The sequence below is a fragment of the Paraburkholderia piptadeniae genome, from assembly GCF_900007165.1.
In the GTDB taxonomy this organism is placed as follows: Bacteria; Pseudomonadota; Gammaproteobacteria; order Burkholderiales; family Burkholderiaceae; genus Paraburkholderia; species Paraburkholderia piptadeniae.
The window spans coordinates 46,637-66,392 of the sequence record NZ_CYGY02000043.1 but is presented as its reverse complement, the minus strand read 5'-3'; the positions used below and the strand labels follow the sequence as shown (position 1 = coordinate 66,392).

Here is a 19,756-nt window from a genome sequence, read left to right as displayed (position 1 = left end):
CTACTGGAACTTCGGGCTAGCTCTTCGCTTGAGGCTGGAGAGGGCAACAAAAAAGGCGATGCGTTTTTAGCGCATCGCCTTTTTTGTTGAGCGTTCGAAGCGTTCAGCTTCGATCCGGCAGAACCGATTCGCCCGCGAACAGTTCCTTCACTTCTTCGCGCTGGCGCACGACGTAGGCCTTGTCGCCGTCGACCATCACTTCGGCGGCGCGCGCACGCGTGTTGTAGTTCGAGCTCATCGTGAAGCCATAGGCGCCTGCCGAACGGATCGCGAGCAGATCACCCGGCTCCACGCCCAGTTCACGCTCGCGTCCGAGCCAGTCGCCGCTTTCGCACACAGGACCGACGACGTCGTACAGATGCTTGTCGCCGTCACGTTGCACGACGGGTTCGATCGCGTGATAAGCCTCGTACATCGCGGGACGCGCGAGATCGTTCATCGCCGCGTCGACGATCGCAAAGTTCTTTTCGACGCCCGGCTTCAGGAACTCGACGCGCGTGAGCAGCACGCCCGCGTTGCCGACGAGCGAGCGGCCCGGCTCGAAATACACTTCGCGATGACCGTGCCCGCGCGCGTCGATCCGGTCGAGCAGCGTGCGCACGAAGTCGCCGATATCAGGCGGCGTTTCGTCGTCGTATGTGATGCCGAGTCCGCCGCCCACGTCGATATGCCGGATCTTCACGCCGTCTGCTTCGATCTGGTCGACGAGTTCGAGCAGCTTGTCGACGGCATCGAGATACGGCGCGACTTCCGTGATCTGCGAACCGATATGGCAGTCGATGCCGACCACTTCCAGATTCTTCATCCCGGCGGCCGCGCGATACGTGGCGCGCGCGTCGTCGAACGCGACGCCGAACTTGTTCGACTTGAGGCCCGTCGAGATATACGGATGCGTTTTCGCGTCGACATCGGGATTCACGCGCAGCGACACGGGTGCCTTCTTGCCCGTTTCGCCCGCGACGGCATTCAGGCGGTCGAGTTCGGGAATCGATTCGACGTTGAAGCACTTCACGCCTGCCGCGAGCGCTTCGCGCATTTCCGCGACGCTCTTGCCGACGCCGGAAAACACGGTGTTTTCCGCTTTGCCGCCCGCAGCGAGCACGCGCGCCAGTTCGCCGCCCGACACGATGTCGAAGCCCGCGCCCATGCGTGCGAACAGATTGAGCACGGCGAGGTTGCTGTTCGCCTTCACGGCGACGTGCACGGTGGCGCGCCGGCCGACGCACGCGTCGGCGTACGCGTGCCACGCAGCGCTGAGCGCCGCGCGCGAGTAGACATAGAGCGGCGTGCCGAATTGCTCGGCAAGCGATACGGCGGACACGCCTTCAGCGTGCAGCACGCCGTCGACATAGGCGAAGGCAGATTGAGTCATGCGACAGTCTTATTGAGCTTCAGATGCACCCGACGCCGGTTCGGCGGGCGCATTCGGCGCGGTGCGCAGTTCGGTATCAGGCGACAAGGACAGCGGCGTGCCCGACGTATCCGGTACGGAGTCTTGAGCGGATTCGGCGCCGGGTTTCGCTGCATCGGGCGAGGTCTGGGTCTGTTCGGTCGGTTTGGCCGGAAGAGGCGGAACGGTCGGCAGATAGAGTGAACCGCGTTGTCCGCAGCCGCTGAGCGCGACACCTGCGACAATAGCCAAAGTCGCTACAATCGCGCGGGGCCATCCGCGGGGCGCCAGTACATCATTTGCCGCTGCGCTCATCCGGAAAACGACTCGCATGACTGTCCCTGAACAATTAATCGTTGGAGTTTAGCATGTCCGACAGTGAATACTTTGCCCGTGCCGAGGCCGTGCTCGCGGCCGTCGAGCGCGCGCTCGACGATGCCGACGCCGATATCGAATTCGAGCGCAGCGGCAACGTATTGACGCTCGAATTCGAGAACGGCACGAAGATCATCGTGAACCTTCAGCCGCCGATGCAGGAGATCTGGATCGCCGCGAAATCGGGCGGATATCACTTCCGTTACGTCGACGGCGAGTGGCGCGATACGCGCAACGGCACCGAGTTTTACGCCTCGCTGTCCGAATACGCGACGCAGCAGGCGGGCGAGCCGGTACGGATCGCGCCGTAACTCACTCGTTTTCAAATCGACGCGCACGTTGCCGATCGATGCGCGTATTCGGAAGGAAAAAAGCCGCCGCGTTCAGCACGCGGCGGCTTCGTTTTTCACGCGATCAAGCGATCAGGCGTGAGCGGACCTAGTGACCTTTGAACAGGTTCATGATGTTCTCTTTTTCCTGCTCGCCGATCTGAGCGGGCGCAGTGCTTGCCGCGCCGCTCGCTTCCGGCGGTGGCAGCGTCACGCCGACGGTCGACACGAAGCCGTTGCCCGGCGTGAAGTCGTCGAAATACAGTTCGTCGCCGAGCGTGACCACGTCTTCAGGCATCGGCATCTTGTACTCGGGCACGCCCTTCAGCGCACGGCCCATGTAGTCGATCCACACGGGAAGCGCGAGCCCGCCGCCCGTTTCCTTGTCGCCCAGGCTGCGCGGGTTGTCGTAGCCCATCCACGCGATCGCGCACAACGTGTGCTGATAGCCGGCGAACCATGCGTCGCGCGAATCGTTGGTGGTGCCCGTCTTGCCGGCGAGGTCGGTGCGCTTCAGCACGTTCGACTTCGCGCCCGTGCCGCGCTGCGCGACGCTCGTCAACAGGCTGTTCATCACGTATGCGTTGCGCGGCTCGATCGCGTGCGGCGCATTACCGCCCGCGACGAGCGGCTCCGCATGCGCGACGACGACGCCTCGCTGATCGGTGACTTCCGCGATCAGATACGGATTGACGCGATACCCGCCGTTCGCGAACACCGAGTAGCCGGCTGCCATCTGCAGCGGCGTGACGAGACCCGCGCCGAGCGCCATCGGCAGATAGGCGGGATGACGGTCCGCGTCGAAGCCAAAGTGCGTGATGTACTGCTGCGCGTACTTCGTGCCGATGTGATTGAGGATGCGGATCGACACGAGGTTCTTCGATTTCTGCAGCGCCGTGCGCATCGACATCGGACCGTCGAAGCCGCCGCCGTAGTTCTTCGGCTCCCACGCCTGACCACCCGTTTCGGCGGCGCTGAAGAAGAGCGGCGCATCGTTGATCACGGTCGCGGGCCCGAGACCTTTTTCCAGCGACGCCGAGTAGATGAACGGCTTGAAGCTCGAACCCGGCTGACGCCACGCCTGCGTAACGTGATTGAACTTGTTCTTGTTGAAGTCGAAGCCGCCGACGAGCGCGCGGATCGCGCCGTCCTGCGGCACGACGGAAATGAACGCGCCTTCGATCTGCGGCAGTTGCGTGATCGACCAGTTGCCGTCGTCGTTCTTGGCGATACGGATGATCGCGCCGGGCCTCACGCGCTGGTTCGGCTGCGCGCGCGCACTGAGCGCGAATGACGCGTAGCGCAGTCCGTCGCCTTGAATCGTCACGACATTGCCGTCGATCAGCGTTGCCTGCACCTGCTTCGGATTCGCCGACGTCACCACGGCCGCGATGATTTCGCCGTTGTCGGGGTGTTCGAGCAGCGCGTCGTCGATGGCCTGCTCGCGTTCTCCCGCGTCCGTGGGCAGATCGATGAACGCCTCCGGCCCGCGATAGCCGTGACGGCGCTCATAGTCCATCAGACCTTTGCGCAGCGCGTGATAGGCGACGTCCTGATCAGCGGAATCGATCGTCGTCACGACGTTCAGGCCGCGCGTGTACGCCTCTTCGCGGTATTGCGCGTACATCATCTGCCGCACCATTTCCGCGACGTATTCCGCGTGCACGCTGAACTCCTTGCCCGCGCCCTTCACGATGAGCGGCTGCTGGCTCGCGACTTCGTACTGATTCTCCGTGATGTAGCCCAGTTCCAGCATCCGTTGAAGGATGTACTCCTGGCGCACCTTCGCGCGCTTCGGGTTCACGACGGGGTTGTACGCGGACGGCGCCTTCGGCAGGCCGGCCAGCATCGCGCATTCGGCCAGCGACAGGTCTTTCAGGTCCTTGCCGAAGTACACGCGCGCGGCGCTCGCGAAACCGTACGCGCGCTGGCCGAGATAGATCTGATTCATGTACACCTCGAGAATCTGATCCTTGCTCAGCTTCGATTCGATCTTGTACGCGAGCAGCATCTCGTAGACCTTGCGCGTGTAGGTCTTCTCGCTGGAAAGGAAGAAGTTGCGCGCGACCTGCATCGTGATCGTGCTCGCGCCCTGCGTCGCGTGGCCGTTCGTGAGCGCGACAATGCCGGCGCGCGCGATGCCCGTCAGGTCGACGCCGCCGTGATCGTAGAAGCGGGCGTCCTCGATCGCGAGCACGGCTTTCTTGAGATTGTCCGGCACGTCGCGGAAGTGCACGATGTCGCGCCGCTCCTCGCCGAACTCGCCGATCAGCACGTGATCGGCGGTGTAGATGCGCAGCGGCACTTTCGGGCGATAGTCGGTGAGCGCGTCGAGCGACGGGAGATTGGGCGTCGCGACGACCAGCGCATAGCCCAGCACGAGCATGACACAGACGATGCCGGCGAAGATCAGCCCGACAAACCCGAGGATGATCTTGAGCCAGAGAGGACGTTTGCGCTTCGGCGGTGCCGGAGACGTAGGAGTCGTGGATTGCATATGAACACCAAAAAACGGTCCCGCGATTATAGCCGCCCGACCTGACAGCTTTCGGCGTGCTTACGGCCGCCGCAACCGCACGACTATGAGAACACTGTAGTTCGTTTGATTGTCGCTGGATATTGCTCGCCGGACCATTAGCCATTCGGCCGAATTTCGCTGGCGTGCCGTGCTGCGCAGAATCCTTCCCGTTGCTCGTGTCGTTCGAATGACGCGGGCCTTCAGAGTTGGTTTGTGTCCGAGGGGGAAGGTATGACGTTGAAAGACTCGTTACGGATGACGATGCGGCGGCACGCAGTCGGCATCGATGTGGGTGCGCATGTGGTCAGGATCGTGGTGCTGAGTTGCAGCGGGCGAAAGGGCGGGCCGGTGCGCATCGAGTGCATGGCGTCGGAGCCGCTTGCGCCGGGCGCGATGGCGGGCCTGGAGATCGTCGACCGGCAGGCGGTGGCGCGCACGCTCGCCGCGGTGTTCGGGCATGTGCCGCAGCATTGCACGTCACAGGCGTTGCGCTGCGCGATGGCGATTCCCGGCTCCGCGACGTTCACCGCGCATCTGCCTGCCGGCCACGTGAACGGCCAGCATCGGCGGGCGGCCGTGGAGCCCATCGTGATGATGGAAGCCGAGCGGATCGCGGGCATCGAGCGTCATGCATTGGCTGTCGACTGGTATGTCGAGGACACGCCGCCGCGCCTCGGTGAAATTGCGGTTGCGGCGACGGCGCGCGAGCATCTCGAAGCACGCATCGAATGCGCGGCGATGGCGGACATCACGCTGACGACCGTCGACGTGGAGCCGCACGCGGCGCTGCGCGCGCTGCGTCATGCCGCGACATTCGAACTCGAACTGAACGAGCCGTACGCCGCGATCTGGATCGGCAGCGATGGCGTCTACGGCTGGCGCATCGACGGTGAAACGGTCGCGGAGGAAATCCGCTATCCGTCGCCCGAGTTCTCGTGTATCGCCGACGCGTTACGCGATCTCGCGGAAAACAATCTGAATGTGTGCGCGCTGGTCGGAGGCGAGATCGACTTGCTCGAAGGCGTGTGCTTTTCGCTCGCCGACATCGGCGATGTGCTGGGCTGCTCCGTGTTGCCGTTCGATTGTTCGTCGTTCAGCGGCGGTAACGCGATCCCGTCTTCGGACTTGCTGCACGAGCCTTCTTTGGCGGTCGCGTTCGGGCTTGCGTTGCGCGGCATCGCGCAATGACGGCGGTGCGAATCAAAGCAGGCGGTTTCAACCTGTTGCCGCACCGGCAGCGCGATGCACGGCTCGCGCGCAGACGCCGCTATGTCGAATGGACTGCGGCGGCGCTTTGCGGTTGCGTTGCTGTTGCGATGCTGGTGGGCTGGCAGGCATTCGAGCGAACGAGCATCGACAGACAGCGTGCGGTGCTAGACCGGAAGCTCGCGACGCTTGCGTCGCCGCTTGCCGAACATGCGCGTCTGACAGGCGAAGCCAGCAATGAGCGCTTGCAGAACGAGCGCGCCGCGACGCTTTCCGAGCCGCTCGTCCATTTGCTCGATCTGCTCGATGCGTTGAGTCGAGAGCCGTCCGAAGCCGTCGTCGTCAAGCAGTTGATGCAGCGTGGGCGCGATACGGAAATGCTTGCTGTGTCGACGGATCACGCGGCGGCGTCGGCGTGGTTGAACCGGCTTGCCGCTTTGAGAGGCGTGAAGGACGCCAGTCTCAGCGATTTGCATCGAACTGCAAGCGCAACCGATTCGTCCGCTGCCATCGAGCTCACGGCGAATCTGAAGTGGGACGGGCCACCTGAGAAGCCTAAAGCGTCCGCAGCGGCTCATCAAAAAACGAGAGGTGAGAAATGAACACAACCACGGTCGGCCGTATCGGCGTGCCGTTTAAGCGCTTGCCGTTGGGCGACGCAATTGCCGAGCGCCTGCGCGTGCCGCTCGAAGCATGGAGCGCGCGGCGGCGGTGCCTTGTTGCACTGTCGATTGCTGTTGCCGTGTTCGCGCTCGGCGCGAACGCGTGGATCGCCGCGGATATGAGCGGCGCGCAGACAAGCAGTGAAGCCTTGTCGGTCGCGCAGCGAAAATTGAGCGAAGCGCAAGCCGCTGTTGCACAACTCCCGGCGTTGCGGCGTGCTACGCCTGTCGCGCACGTGCCGGCTGGATGGACCTCCGCAGACGACGTGCGGGTCATCTCTCAGCTCGCGGCGCGCAGCGACGTGACGCTGCTGAAAATCGAGCCGGGCGCGGTGGCGGGCGGTGGGCTCGACGCGATGCGTCCGCTACACGTGACAGCGCAGGCTGACTTCGATCACGCCGTCGATTTTCTCGAAGGACTGTCGAGCCTGCCTGTGCTCGTCGTGCCCGACGAACTTACGCTCAAGCGCCAGGGCGCTGCATTGTCGATGAGCGCGACGTTGCATTCGTTCAACGCGATTCATCCCGTGCCGAACGCCGCGCGCTCAAGCGTGCGCAACGATCCCGACGCATTCGATCCCGACGAAGAAATCGTGTTCTACGATCCGTTCCAACCGCCGACTTTCGCACCGGCATCGGAGGACGCGCCGGCATCGATGCGGCTCGTCGGATTGCTGGCCGACCGCATGCGCGGACTCGCGCTGATCGAAACGGGCGATGGCGCTGAGACGCTCGAAAGCGGGCAGCAGTGGGGCGACGAGCGCGTCACGCATGTCGATGCCGACGCGCTCACGTTTGCGAAGCGCGATGGCAGCATGCATTCGCTCACGCTTGCGGAGGCCGTCGAATGATGCGCCCGCACAACCTGCGATGGCTTCTCGCCTGTATGTCCTGCGTCGCGATGGCGGCGCGCGCAGCGTTGCCGCCGCTTCCCTCGAACATGCCGTTCGATGACGCGATCGCGCCCGCCGGCATGCCGCCGTTGCCGCGCGTGATCACGACGGACGTCGCGAATCCGTTCGTGCTCGATGCAGCGGACGACGATGGCGCATCGACAGCCGATGCGAAGACGCCGCCGCTCGAGTTCGGGCAAGCGCTTTCTGCCGCACGCGATGACGCCGAACCTCGGCGCAAGACAGAAAGCGAGGCACAAAAAGAAACACGGCAAGATCAGCAGGAAGCACGGCATGAAGCGCTCGAAGGTCCGCCCGTCCCGCTCGCACCCGCTGCTCGTCTGAGCACGAGCGCGTCCGCCGCGCTGCCCGACGACCGGCCGATCACGCTGCACTTTCAGCACGCCGAGTTGGGCGCCGTGCTCGGCGCGTTCGCGCGATTCACAGGCCTCAGCATCGTCGCGAGTGAAAAGGCCCACGGCACGGTCACGCTGCATCTGGACAACGTGCCATGGCGCACCGCGTTCGATACGCTGCTCGACGTCAACGGCCTCGCGATGGAACAGCGCGGGAAGGTGATCTGGGTCGCGCCGCTGTCGGAACTCGCCGCGCGCGAGCGTCAGCGTTTCGAAGCGCACGCGCGCGCAGCCGAACTCGAACCGCTCGCGAGCCGCACGTTCGAACTGCACTACGCGCATGCCGACGAACTGCGCAAGCTGCTGACGGCATCGGGCAATCAGCGCGTGCTGTCGAAGCGCGGCGCCGCGATGGCCGACGCGCGCACCAATCTGCTGTTCGTCACCGATCTCGAAGCGCGCCTCGTGCAGATCGCCGAGCTGGTCGCGTCGCTCGACCGGCCGACGCGCCAGGTGCTGATCGAAGCCCGGATCGTCGAAGCAGAGAGGGGCTTTTCGCGCAATCTCGGCGTGAAGCTGTCGCTGGCAGCCGCGAGCGAGGACGGCAAGGCGACGGGTCTGGTCGGCGGAAAGGACGGTGCGGTCTTCGATCTGTCGGCGCGGCCGATTTCGGGCTTCGACGCGGCTACGGCCGGCCTGACGCTTTTTGCCGCGCAAGCGACGCGGCTTCTGAACATCGAGTTGAGCGCGCTCGAAGCGCAAGGGCGCGGCCAGATCGTGTCGAGCCCGCGCGTGGTGACGGCGGACCGGATGAAAGCCATCGTCGAGCAGGGCACGGAGCTGCCGTACCAGGCGAAAGTCGGGCAAGGCGTGTCGGGCGTGCAGTTTCGACGCGCGAGCCTCAAACTGGAGGTCGAGCCGCAAATCACGCCTGACGGCCGGGTCGTGCTGGATCTCGATGTCGCGAAGGACAGCGTCGGCGAGCAGACGGCGTCCGGGCCCGCGATCAACACCAAGCACGTGCAGACGCGCGTCGAGGTGGAGGACGGCGGGACGGTGTCGATCGGCGGAATCTACGAGGCCGACGACCGCGATGATGTGACGCGCGTGCCGCTCCTGGGCAAAATACCGCTTCTGGGCGCATTTTTCCGTCACCGCGCTCATCGCGATCTGACCAGCGAGCTCGTCGTTTTCATCACGCCGAGGGTTGTGCAGACGAATTGACGGATCGCCGGGCAAGGCGCCATGGGCGGGGGCCGAACGCAGGGCGGGGCGCAAGCGAGCGGGCCATCAGGCTCGACAAGGCAGGCGCTTTGCCAGTAAGCTGCCGCACGAACTACACCGGATTAGCCAGAGGATAAGTTGCAAGCGCGGGATGCACACGCCAACGTTTTTTTCGTAGGGCTCATGGGGGCGGGCAAGACCACCGTGGGCCGGGCCGTGGCGCGCCGGCTGGATCGCCCGTTCTTCGATTCCGACCACGAAATCGAGGCGCGCACGGGCGCGCGCATCCCCGTGATCTTCGAACTGGAAGGCGAAGCGGGCTTTCGCGACCGCGAGGCGCAAGTTATCGCCGAGCTTACCGGCCGCGAAAACATCGTCCTCGCGACAGGCGGCGGCGCGGTGCTGCGCGCTGAAAACCGCGAAGCGCTGCGCCAGCACGGCATCGTCGTCTATCTGCGCGCAAATCCGCACGACCTGTGGCTGCGCACGCGCCGTGACAAGAACCGGCCGCTCTTGCAGACCGAGGACCCGAAAGGACGCCTCGAGGCGCTCTACGAAGTCCGCGATCCGCTCTATCGCGAATGCGCCGATTTCGTGATCGAAACGGGCCGTCCGTCGGTCAACGGGCTCGTCAACATGGTGCTGATGCAGCTCGAGATGGCGGGCGTCGCCAAGTCTCCTGCGTCATAATAACGAGATGACCTCCATGATTACCGTCAACGTCGAACTGGGCGAGCGCGCCTATCCGATCCACATTGGCGCCGATCTGATCGGCAAGACCGAACTGTTTGCACCGCATATTCGCGGCGCGTCCATCGCCATCGTCACCAATACGACTGTCGATCCGCTGTACGGCGACGCGTTGCGCAAGGCGCTCGCGCCGCTCGGCAAGGACGTGACGACGGTCGTGCTGCCCGACGGCGAAGCGCACAAGAACTGGGAAACGCTGAATCTGATTTTCGACGCGCTGCTCGGCGCGCGCGCCGATCGCAAGACCACGCTGATCGCGCTCGGCGGCGGCGTGATCGGCGACATGACAGGTTTCGCCGCAGCCTGCTATATGCGCGGCGTGCCGTTCATCCAGGTGCCGACCACGCTGCTGTCGCAGGTCGATTCGTCGGTGGGCGGCAAGACGGGCATCAATCATCCGCTCGGCAAGAACATGATCGGCGCGTTCTACCAGCCGCAAGCGGTGATCGCCGATATCGGCGCGCTGCGCACGCTGCCCGCGCGCGAACTCGCGGCTGGCATCGCGGAAGTCATCAAGACAGGCGCAATCGCCGACGCAGCGTTCTTCGAGTGGATCGAGGCGAACGTCGAAGCGCTCAACCGTTGCGAGCCGCAGGCGCTCGCGGAAGCCGTCAAGCGTTCGTGCGAGATCAAGGCGTCCGTCGTGGCTGCCGACGAACGCGAAGGCGGTCTGCGCGCGATCCTCAATTTCGGCCACACGTTCGGTCATGCGATCGAGGCGGGCCTCGGCTACGGCGAATGGCTGCACGGCGAAGCAGTCGGCTGCGGAATGGTGATGGCGGCCGATCTGTCGGTGCGGCTCGGTCATCTGGACGAAGCCGCGCGCGAGCGACTCGTTGCCGTCATCAAGGCCGCGCATCTTCCGACTCAGGCTCCCGAGCTCGGCGCGTCGCGTTATGTCGACCTGATGCGCGTCGACAAGAAAGCGGAAGCGGGCGAAATCAAGTTCATCCTGCTGAAGCGTTTCGGCGACACACTGATTACGCGCGCACCAGACGACGCCGTGCTACGGACGCTCGACGCCAGCGTCGGCGACTGACACGACGCGCAGCCAGCGCAACGGCATGAGGACGTCGCTTCTGATTCGGAGACATCGGTGAGTGAAACACGCAGCGACAATCTGATCGGATCAAGTGACGTATCGGGGGCGCCCTCCACGGGCGCCGCGTCGTTGCCCACCATCGCCGCGCTCGAAGCGCATCTCGCGCCTTACGCCGCGCACTCTTCGCAGTCGCGCGGCCGGCGCCATTACGAACCGCCGCCGAGCGCGCGCACCGAGTTCCAGCGCGATCGCGATCGCATCGTTCACTCCACGGCTTTCCGGCGGCTCGAATACAAGACGCAGGTGTTCGTGAATCACGAGGGCGATCTGTTTCGCACGCGGCTCACGCACAGTCTCGAAGTCGCGCAGATCGCGCGTTCCGTTGCGCGCAATCTGCGCGTGAACGAGGACCTCGTCGAAGCGATCTCTCTTGCACACGATCTCGGACACACGCCGTTTGGCCACGCGGGACAGGACGCGCTCAACGAATGCATGCGTGAGTACGGCGGCTTCGAGCACAATCTGCAGAGCCTTGCCGTTGTCGACGATCTCGAAGAGCACTACGGCGCATTCGATGGCCTGAATCTGTGCTTCGAAACGCGCGAAGGCATCCTCAAGCATTGCTCGCGCGAAAACGCGCGGCGTCTGGGCGAACTAGGCGAGCGTTTTCTGCAAGGACGCCAGCCGTCGATCGAAGCGCAGATCGCAAATCTCGCAGATGAAATCGCGTACAACAATCACGACGTGGACGACGGTCTGCGCTCGGGATTGCTCACCATCGACCAGCTAGCCGAAGTCGAGCTGTGGCGCACGCATTACGAGGCGGCGCGTCACGACTATCCGCATATCGAAGGGCGCAGGCTGGTTCACGAGACGGTTCGCCGCATCATCAACACGCTGATCGTCGATCTGATCGACACGACGACGCGCAACATCGCGCGCCATGCGCCGTCGTCGCTCGACGATGTGCGACGTTCGCCGCCGCTCGTCGCGCATAGCGCAGCCGTCGCCGCGCAGGCCACGGCGCTCAAGCAGTTTCTGTTCAAAAACCTGTATCGGCACTATCGGGTGATGCGCATGGCGAGCAAGGCGCGGCGTGTGATCATCGGTCTGTTCGATGCGTTCATCGACGACCACCAGTTGTTGCCGCCGGATTACCAGACAGCGGACGCGGCGAAGCAGCCGCGACTGATCGCGCATTACATCGCGGGGATGACGGATCGTTACGCGTTGAAGGAATACCAGCGGCTCTTCGTCGTCGACGGTAATTGATGTCATATGTGTGCCGCGTTTCACAAGCGATGCTCAACCCGTGTCCGCCGTGGATGTGACGCAAGACCTCTCACGCTCACCGTCGCGCGCAAAACGGTCCGTGCGCCGTGCAACGTCCATCGCACCTGTGTGAAGACGCAGACGCGCGATCACGACGGATCACGACAACACGCGCACGCGCGCATGCACAACCGCGCGCTGGCGCGCGGTTGTGCATGGCGTCCTGTCCTTTACAGCGATCCGATGTCCAGCCGATCCAATCGCCTGACCGTTCAACCAGGTCCGTTCAGTCGGCACATCAGCACGCGCTCCGCACGTACATCAACGCATGCCGCCTCGTGCGATGAGCGCTCCCGCGATCAACGCGACGCCGCCGACGAGCGCAATCGTGCGCCATGGGTTTTCGTGCACGTATTCGTCGGCATCGTGAAACGCTACTTGCGCGCGGTCGCGCATCGCGTCGCGTGTGTCGTTCAGGCGTGAGCGCGCATCGTCGAGGCGTTTGCGGAATTGCGTCTTGATGGCCTCGGCATCCGCCTGCGTGCCGTCGCCGAGCGAGTTCTCGAGTTCCGTCATCAGTCTGCGCAGTTCACTAGCAATGTCTTCAGCGGCATGCCGGCTATGGCGCGCTATGCGGCGCGCGCGACGACCCGTCGTTGTCAAGGATTCGCCGATGGCATCTCGCGTATTAGGTAGTGCTGTCATGGTCGCTCCGTCGATGAGGGTGGTTCAACATGCCCGCAACACAGCGCGGGAAGACTCCCTTGACGCAACTTCGATGCCCGCCTGGCGCGAGGCTCTACAACGTGCGCCCTAACATGCATCGACGACGCGTTTTGCGTCAGATGATGCGCGAGGCATGCGGCAGAAATTGCGTCGGAAGTCTTCGCGCGTCAGTCAAATTTACAACGAGTCGCGCGGGCGAGCAGGGCAAGGTCGCAAGTGGCGGAAACGATGTCGCGATACGCCGGAGACGAAGGCACGTCCATACGAGTATCGTGATGGGATTGAAAGCAGAACGCCGTCACGGTTTAACGCGACGGCGTTGTTCAAGCCCGAAAATCTCGACTAACCTGTTGTGTTAGAAGCGGTATCCGAGGCTCACGTACGTGACGATCGGGTTCAGACGGATCTTCGTTTGCGATTGCACGGTCAGTGGGCCGACGGGTGTGCTTGCCGTGGTGTTCAGCTTGGCTGTCGTGCTGAGCGGCAGGTACGAAATCGAGAAGCCGGCGAACCAGTGATCGGTGAACGCGTACGTGAAGCCGGCATTAAACACGGGCTCCCACGAACTATCCGTGGTCACCGTGGTCGGACCATGCAGGACGTTGTTCTGGAAAGTGCCGTTCGTGATGTGTTCGTCGGTGAACCAGATGCGGCTCACGCCGATGCCGAGATACGGACGGAACTTCGCTTGCGGCTGATTGAAGTAGTACTTCAGCAGCAGTGTCGGGCTCCATTGTTTGGCCGAGCCGATCTTGCCGTACTGCGCGAATGCGCCTGTGCCTTTCAGATCGAATTGCGGCGGAATGCCGATGTCGAACTGGGTGGCGATGTGGTCGGTAATGAAATAGCCGGCCGTGAAACCAAGGGTGTCGCCATCGCCGAGCGAGGCGCCGGAGTTGGGTATCGTAACGTTGACGGGCGAACCGCCGACGTTTGTCTCTCTCAACGGCTGACTGCTGGACTGCGGCGCAAGGTGGAACCACCCGGTTGTAACGTAGATACTGCCGGCCGATTGCGCGTGCGCTGCGGTAGTCATGCAAGCAAGCGTCGCGATCCCCAAGGCCTGTTTTAATTTCATTTGTGCTCCTCCAAAAAAGGCCCGCTAATTATGACCACAACGTTTCAAACAAACCATGGCGCCGGTTAGAGCGTTCTGCCTGGGCTTTATGCCGTTTCCGGCAGACCCGTACGGCGCGTGAGGTCGCGCCGGCGCAGTTTTTCGGACCTTCGGGTATGTACCAACGCGACTTTGGATAATCCAGCATGGCACGGCTTGCACGTCTTTATGTCCCCGACCAGCCGCAGCACGTGATCCTGCGCGGACTCGACCAGCAGCCCGCATTCGTCGACGACCAGGATTACGAACTGTTCATCGATTGCCTGAAGGCGGCTTCGCGCGATCACCATCTGTCCGTTCATGCATACGCGCTGATGCCAGGCGCGGTGCAACTGCTCGTCACGCCCACCGACGAATCGAGCTTGCCTAAAGCGATGCAGGCAGTCGGCCGGCGCTACGTCGCGCATTTCAACCGTCGTTACTCGCGACGCGGCACGTTGTGGGAAGGCCGTTATCGCGCGACGGTCATCGAAGGCGAGAAGTACTTCCTGCTCGCGAGCCGCGTCGTCGAGATGTCGCCGGTGCGCAATCAGCTCGTGAGCTCGCCCGAGGACTATCGATGGTCCAGTTATCGGCATCACATCGGGCTGACCCTGGACAGTCTCATCACCGACCATCGTCTGTACTGGTCGCTCGGGAATACGCCGTTCGAACGTCAGCGCGCTTATCGCGAACTGTGCGAGCAGCCGCTCGACGAACGCGAAGCGAGCCAGCTTCAGCAGGCCACGCTGAAGGGATGGGTGCTCGGCAGCGACTCGTATCGCGAGTGGGCAGCGCGGGCGGCGAACCGGCGCGTGTCGCCGCTGCCGCGAGGCCGGCCGCGCAAGGTCCGGGAGACGCCGCAAACACAATAAAGCCTTTTTGATCAAGGGTTTGTAGGCAACAAGAGAAAGCGAACGGCATCCGCGAATGCCGTTTTCTTTTGCCCTTTTTTGATGTGGAGCCAATTAATTTGATGAAAAATGCACCACATTGATAATAGGGGCCTGAACATCAGATTTTGTTTGCTATTCCTTTGATTCGTCGCGTATATTTCGACTTCCGGCGTCCGAATGTGCAACTGCAATATCGCGCAGTCACACGACAAGCGGCCGCCCGCGCAGTTGAGGTTGAAACTGCGGGCAACAACAAAATGGATTAACGGCCCCCACGGCCCCTGACAGACGGTGTCCCCATGAACGACCACCAGCAGCCGATTTCCACGGTTCCCGCCGCGCAGGGTCTTTACGACCCGCAGAACGAGCACGACGCATGCGGCGTCGGCTTTGTTGCACATATCAAGGGCAAAAAGAGCCACGAGATCATCCAGCAAGGCCTGAAGATTCTCGAGAACCTCGATCACCGGGGCGCCGTCGGCGCCGATCCGCTGATGGGCGACGGCGCGGGCATCCTGATCCAGATTCCGGATGCGTTCTACCGCGAGGAAATGGCGAAGCAGGGCGTAACGCTGCCGCCCGCTGGCGAATACGGCGTCGGCATGATCTTCCTGCCGAAGGAGCACGCATCGCGTCTCGCGTGCGAACAGGAGCTGGAGCGCACGGTGAAGGCCGAAGGCCAGGTCGTGCTCGGCTGGCGCGACGTGCCCGTCGATCACAACATGCCGATTTCGCCGACCGTCAAGGCGAGCGAGCCGCTGATCCGCCAGATCTTCATCGGTCGCGGCAAGGACATCATGGTGACGGACGCGCTCGAGCGGAAGCTGTATGTAATCCGCAAGACGGCGAGCCACCGCATTCAGGCGCTCAAGCTCAAGCACGGCAAGGAATACTTCGTGCCGTCGATGTCGGCGCGCACGGTCGTCTACAAGGGCCTGCTGCTGGCGGGCCAGGTCGGCGTGTACTACCGCGACCTGCAGGACGAGCGCGTCGTGTCGGCGCTGGCGCTCGTGCACCAGCGCTTCTCGACCAACACGTTCCCGGCGTGGGAGCTGGCTCACCCGTACCGGATGATCGCCCACAACGGCGAGATCAACACGGTGAAGGGTAACGTCAACTGGCTGAACGCGCGTACGGGCGCGATCGCGTCGCACGTGCTCGGCGACGACCTGCCGAAGCTGTGGCCGCTGATCTATCCGGGTCAGTCGGATACGGCATCGTTCGACAACTGTCTCGAACTGCTCGTGATGGCCGGCTACCCGCTCGTCCACGCGGTGATGATGATGATTCCGGAAGCGTGGGAACAGCACACGCTGATGGACGACAACCGCCGCGCGTTCTACGAATATCACGCCGCGATGATGGAGCCGTGGGACGGCCCCGCTGCGATCGCATTCACTGACGGCCGCCAGATCGGCGCGACGCTCGATCGTAACGGCCTGCGTCCGGCGCGCTACATCATCACCGACGACGATCTCGTGATCATGGCGTCGGAAGCGGGCGTGCTGCCGATTGCCGAATCGAAAATCGTCAAGAAGTGGCGCCTGCAGCCGGGCAAGATGTTCCTGATCGACATGGAGCACGGCCGCATCATCGACGACAAGGAACTGAAGGACAACCTGGCGAACGCGAAGCCGTACAAGAGCTGGATCGACGCCGTGCGCATCAAGCTCGACGAAATAGAGCCGAGCGCGGAAGACGTCGTCACGGAGCGCCGCGAAGCGGCTGCGCTGCTCGACCGCCAACAGGCGTTCGGCTACACGCAGGAAGACCTCAAGTTCCTGATGGCGCCGATGGCGCAGGCAGGCGAGGAAGCCGTCGGCTCGATGGGCAACGACTCGCCGCTCGCCGTCATGTCCAACAAGAACAAGACGCTCTATCACTACTTCAAGCAGCTGTTCGCGCAAGTCACGAACCCGCCGATCGACCCCATCCGCGAAAACATGGTGATGTCGCTGGTGTCGTTCGTCGGTCCGAAGCCGAACCTGCTCGACACGAACAACATCAACCCGCCAATGCGTCTCGAAGTGTCGCAGCCGGTGCTCGACTTCAAGGACATCGCGAAGATCCGCGCAATCGATCAGTACACGGGCGGCAAATTCAGTTCGTACGAGCTGAACATCTGCTATCCCGTCGGCTGGGGCAAGGAAGGGATCGAAGCGCGCCTCGCGTCGCTGTGCGCGGAAGCCGTCGACGCCGTCAAGTCCGGCTACAACATGCTGATCGTGTCGGATCGCAAGACGGACCGCGACAACGTCGCGATTCCGGCCCTGCTCGCCACGTCCGCAATCCATACGCACCTCGTGCAGCAAGGTCTGCGCACGAGCACGGGCCTCGTCGTCGAGACGGGCTCGGCGCGTGAGACGCACCACTTCGCGCTGCTCGCGGGCTACGGCGCGGAAGCCGTGCATCCGTATCTCGCGATGGAAACGCTCGCGCAGCTGGCAGCGGGCATGAAGGGCGACCTGTCGGCGGAAAAGGCCGTCTACAACTTCACGAAGGCAGTCGGCAAGGGCCTTCAGAAGGTCATGTCGAAGATGGGCATCTCGACGTACATGTCGTACACGGGTGCGCAGATTTTTGAAGCGGTCGGTCTCGCCGAAGATCTCGTGAACAAGTACTTCAAGGGCACGGCGTCGAAGGTCGGCGGCATTGGTCTCTTCGAAGTGGCTGACGAAGCGATTCGCCTGCATCGCGAAGCGTTCGGCGAGAGCCCCGTTCTCGCGAACATGCTCGACGCGGGCGGCGAGTACGCATACCGCGTGCGCGGCGAAGACCATATGTGGACGCCCGATGCGATCGCGAAGCTTCAACACTCGGCGCGCAGCAACTCGTATCAGACGTACAAGGAATACGCGCATCTGATCAACGATCAGACGAAGCGTCACATGACGTTCCGCGGCCTGTTCGAATTCAAGGTCGATCCGTCGAAGGCGATTCCGCTCGACGAAGTCGAACCGGCGAAGGAAATCGTCAAGCGCTTTGCGACGGGCGCGATGTCGCTCGGCTCGATCTCGACGGAAGCGCACGCCACATTGGCCGTCGCGATGAACCGTATCGGCGGCAAGTCGAACACGGGTGAAGGCGGCGAGGACGAGAACCGCTACCGCAACGAACTGCGCGGCATCCCGATCAAGAACGGCGACACGATGAAGACCGTCCTCGGCGACGAGGTGATCGTCGACATCCCGCTGAAGGACGGCGATTCGCTGCGCTCGAAGATCAAGCAGGTTGCGTCGGGCCGTTTCGGCGTGACGGCGGAATACCTCGCGTCGGCGGACCAGATCCAGATCAAGATGGCGCAAGGCGCGAAGCCGGGCGAAGGCGGCCAGTTGCCGGGCCATAAGGTGTCCGAGTACATCGGCAAGCTGCGTTACTCGGTGCCGGGCGTCGGCCTCATTTCGCCGCCGCCGCACCACGACATCTACTCGATCGAAGACCTCGCGCAGCTCATTCATGATCTGAAGAACGCGAACTCGTCGGCGAGCATTTCGGTGAAGCTCGTGTCGGAAGTGGGCGTCGGCACGGTCGCTGCGGGTGTCGCGAAGGCGAAGGCCGATCACGTCGTGATCGCGGGCCATGATGGCGGCACGGGTGCATCGCCGCTGTCGTCGATCAAGCACGCAGGCACGCCGTGGGAACTGGGCCTCGCGGAAACGCAGCAAACGCTGGTGCTGAACCAGTTGCGCGGCCGCATCCGCGTGCAGGCCGACGGCCAGATGAAGACGGGCCGCGACGTCGTGATCGGCGCGCTGCTCGGCGCGGACGAATTCGGCTTTGCGACGGCGCCGCTCGTCGTCGAAGGCTGCATCATGATGCGCAAGTGCCACCTGAACACGTGCCCGGTCGGCGTCGCGACGCAAGACCCCGTGCTGCGCGCGAAATTCCAGGGCCAGCCGGAACACGTCGTGAACTTCTTCTTCTTCATCGCCGAAGAAGTGCGCGAAATCATGGCGCAACTGGGCGTGCGCAAGTTCGACGACCTGATCGGCCACAGCGAATTCCTCGATATGAAGAAGGGCATCGAGCACTGGAAGGCGAAGGGTCTCGACTTCTCGCGCGTGTTCTACCAGCCAAGCGTTCCGGCGAGCGTTGCGCGTCTGCACGTCGAATCGCAGGATCACGGTCTGGACCGCGCGCTCGATCACACGCTGATCGAAAAGGCGAAGGCCGCGATCGAGAAGGGCGAGCATGTGTCGTTCATCCAGCCGGTGCGCAACGTGAACCGTACGGTCGGCGCGATGCTGTCGGGCACGATCGCGAAGAAGTACGGCCACGACGGTCTGCCCGACGACACGGTGCACATCCAGTTGAAGGGCACGGCGGGCCAGAGCTTCGGCGCGTTCCTCGCGAAGGGCGTCACGCTCGATCTCGTCGGCGACGGCAACGACTACGTCGGCAAGGGCCTGTCGGGCGGCCGCATCATCGTGCGTCCGACCAACGATTTCCGCGGCAAGTCCGAAGAGAACATCATCATCGGCAACACGGTGATGTACGGCGCAATCGAAGGCGAATCGTTCTTCCGCGGCGTCGCGGGCGAGCGCTTCTGCGTGCGTAACTCGGGCGCGACGGCCGTCGTCGAAGGCACGGGCGATCACGGCTGCGAATACATGACGGGTGGCACGGTCATCGTGCTCGGCGAGACGGGCCGCAACTTCGCAGCGGGCATGTCGGGCGGCATCGCTTACATGTACGACCCGGACGGCACGTTCGCCGCGAAGTGCAACAAGTCGATGGTCGCGCTTGAGCCGGTGCTGCAACAGGCCGAACAGGAACGCACGGTCGACAAGGCGCTGTGGCACACGGGCCAGACCGACGAAGCGCTGCTCAAGGGGCTCATCGAACGTCACTTCCAGTTCACCGGCTCGCCGCGCGCAAAGGCGCTGCTCGAAAACTGGGATGCGTCGCGCCGTCAGTTCGTGAAGGTGTTCCCGACCGAATACAAGCGCGCGCTGGGCGAAATGGGCGCGAAGAAGGCCAGCAAGGAAGTGCTCGCGGCCTGATCGTTTCCTGATAAAGCC

Annotated in this window: 15 protein-coding genes; 10 read left to right on the top strand and 5 right to left on the bottom strand. The window is 63.3% G+C overall.

Annotated features, from left to right (window positions below; all coding sequences use genetic code 11):
- Positions 1-103: 103 nt before the first annotated feature.
- Positions 104-1,372, bottom strand: a complete 1,269-nt coding sequence (lysA, locus tag BN2476_RS22625; RefSeq protein WP_087736401.1) for a diaminopimelate decarboxylase — start codon at positions 1,370-1,372, stop codon at positions 104-106.
- 9 nt (positions 1,373-1,381) lie between these two features.
- The gene (gene lptM / locus BN2476_RS22620) at positions 1,382-1,723 is read right to left on the bottom strand and encodes an LPS translocon maturation chaperone LptM (RefSeq protein ID WP_087736400.1); all 342 of its coding nucleotides are present in this window, start codon (positions 1,721-1,723) and stop codon (positions 1,382-1,384) included.
- Positions 1,724-1,758: 35 nt separating this feature from the next.
- Between lptM and cyaY the strand changes: the two genes are divergently transcribed.
- The gene (gene cyaY, locus BN2476_RS22615; protein ID WP_087736399.1) at positions 1,759-2,076 is read left to right on the top strand and encodes an iron donor protein CyaY; all 318 of its coding nucleotides are present in this window, start codon (positions 1,759-1,761) and stop codon (positions 2,074-2,076) included.
- 127 nt (positions 2,077-2,203) lie between these two features.
- On the opposite strand, the gene BN2476_RS22610 is transcribed toward cyaY, so the two are convergent.
- Positions 2,204-4,591, bottom strand: coding sequence for a penicillin-binding protein 1A (locus tag BN2476_RS22610; protein WP_087736398.1), 2,388 nt, complete (start codon positions 4,589-4,591; stop codon positions 2,204-2,206).
- A 252-nt stretch (positions 4,592-4,843) separates the two neighbouring features.
- On the opposite strand from BN2476_RS22610, the gene pilM reads away from it, so the two are divergent.
- The 7 genes from pilM to BN2476_RS22575 all read left to right on the top strand — a co-directional run bounded on the left by pilM (position 4,844) and on the right by BN2476_RS22575 (position 12,017).
- Positions 4,844-5,800 (top strand): type IV pilus biogenesis protein PilM, encoded by a 957-nt coding sequence (gene pilM / locus BN2476_RS22605; RefSeq protein ID WP_087736397.1) that lies wholly within the window; start codon positions 4,844-4,846, stop codon positions 5,798-5,800.
- Complete coding sequence (locus BN2476_RS22600; protein WP_087736396.1) at positions 5,797-6,420, top strand: PilN family protein; 624 nt, start codon at positions 5,797-5,799, stop codon at positions 6,418-6,420. Before pilM ends, BN2476_RS22600 begins: the two co-directional genes overlap by 4 nt.
- Positions 6,417-7,331: a hypothetical protein gene (locus BN2476_RS22595; protein ID WP_087736395.1), complete on the top strand. Its 915-nt coding sequence runs from the start codon at positions 6,417-6,419 to the stop codon at positions 7,329-7,331. Before BN2476_RS22600 ends, BN2476_RS22595 begins: the two co-directional genes overlap by 4 nt.
- Positions 7,328-8,953, top strand: coding sequence for a type IV pilus secretin PilQ (locus BN2476_RS22590; protein ID WP_087736394.1), 1,626 nt, complete (start codon positions 7,328-7,330; stop codon positions 8,951-8,953). The genes BN2476_RS22595 and BN2476_RS22590 overlap by 4 nt, the downstream gene beginning before the upstream one ends.
- 138 nt (positions 8,954-9,091) lie before the next feature.
- Positions 9,092-9,643, top strand: a complete 552-nt coding sequence (locus tag BN2476_RS22585; protein WP_087736393.1) for a shikimate kinase — start codon at positions 9,092-9,094, stop codon at positions 9,641-9,643.
- Positions 9,644-9,659: 16 nt separating this feature from the next.
- Positions 9,660-10,742 (top strand): 3-dehydroquinate synthase, encoded by a 1,083-nt coding sequence (gene aroB, locus BN2476_RS22580; protein WP_438942895.1) that lies wholly within the window; start codon positions 9,660-9,662, stop codon positions 10,740-10,742.
- A gap of 81 nt (positions 10,743-10,823) precedes the next feature.
- Complete coding sequence (locus BN2476_RS22575) at positions 10,824-12,017, top strand: deoxyguanosinetriphosphate triphosphohydrolase (RefSeq protein ID WP_438942896.1); 1,194 nt, start codon at positions 10,824-10,826, stop codon at positions 12,015-12,017.
- Between the two features lie 321 nt (positions 12,018-12,338).
- Here BN2476_RS22575 and BN2476_RS22570 read toward each other — a convergent pair whose 3' ends face one another.
- Positions 12,339-12,722: an ElaB/YgaM/YqjD family protein gene (locus tag BN2476_RS22570; RefSeq protein ID WP_087736390.1), complete on the bottom strand. Its 384-nt coding sequence runs from the start codon at positions 12,720-12,722 to the stop codon at positions 12,339-12,341.
- 376 nt (positions 12,723-13,098) lie between these two features.
- Positions 13,099-13,821 (bottom strand): OmpW/AlkL family protein, encoded by a 723-nt coding sequence (locus tag BN2476_RS22565; RefSeq protein WP_087736389.1) that lies wholly within the window; start codon positions 13,819-13,821, stop codon positions 13,099-13,101.
- 185 nt (positions 13,822-14,006) lie between these two features.
- Here BN2476_RS22565 and BN2476_RS22560 point away from each other — a divergent pair, with 185 nt between their 5' ends.
- On the top strand, positions 14,007-14,714 hold the full coding sequence (locus BN2476_RS22560; RefSeq protein ID WP_087736388.1) for a transposase: 708 nt from the start codon (positions 14,007-14,009) through the stop codon (positions 14,712-14,714).
- Positions 14,715-15,034: 320 nt separating this feature from the next.
- Positions 15,035-19,738: a glutamate synthase-related protein gene (locus BN2476_RS22555; protein ID WP_087736387.1), complete on the top strand. Its 4,704-nt coding sequence runs from the start codon at positions 15,035-15,037 to the stop codon at positions 19,736-19,738.
- The last annotated feature ends 18 nt before the right edge of the window (positions 19,739-19,756 follow it).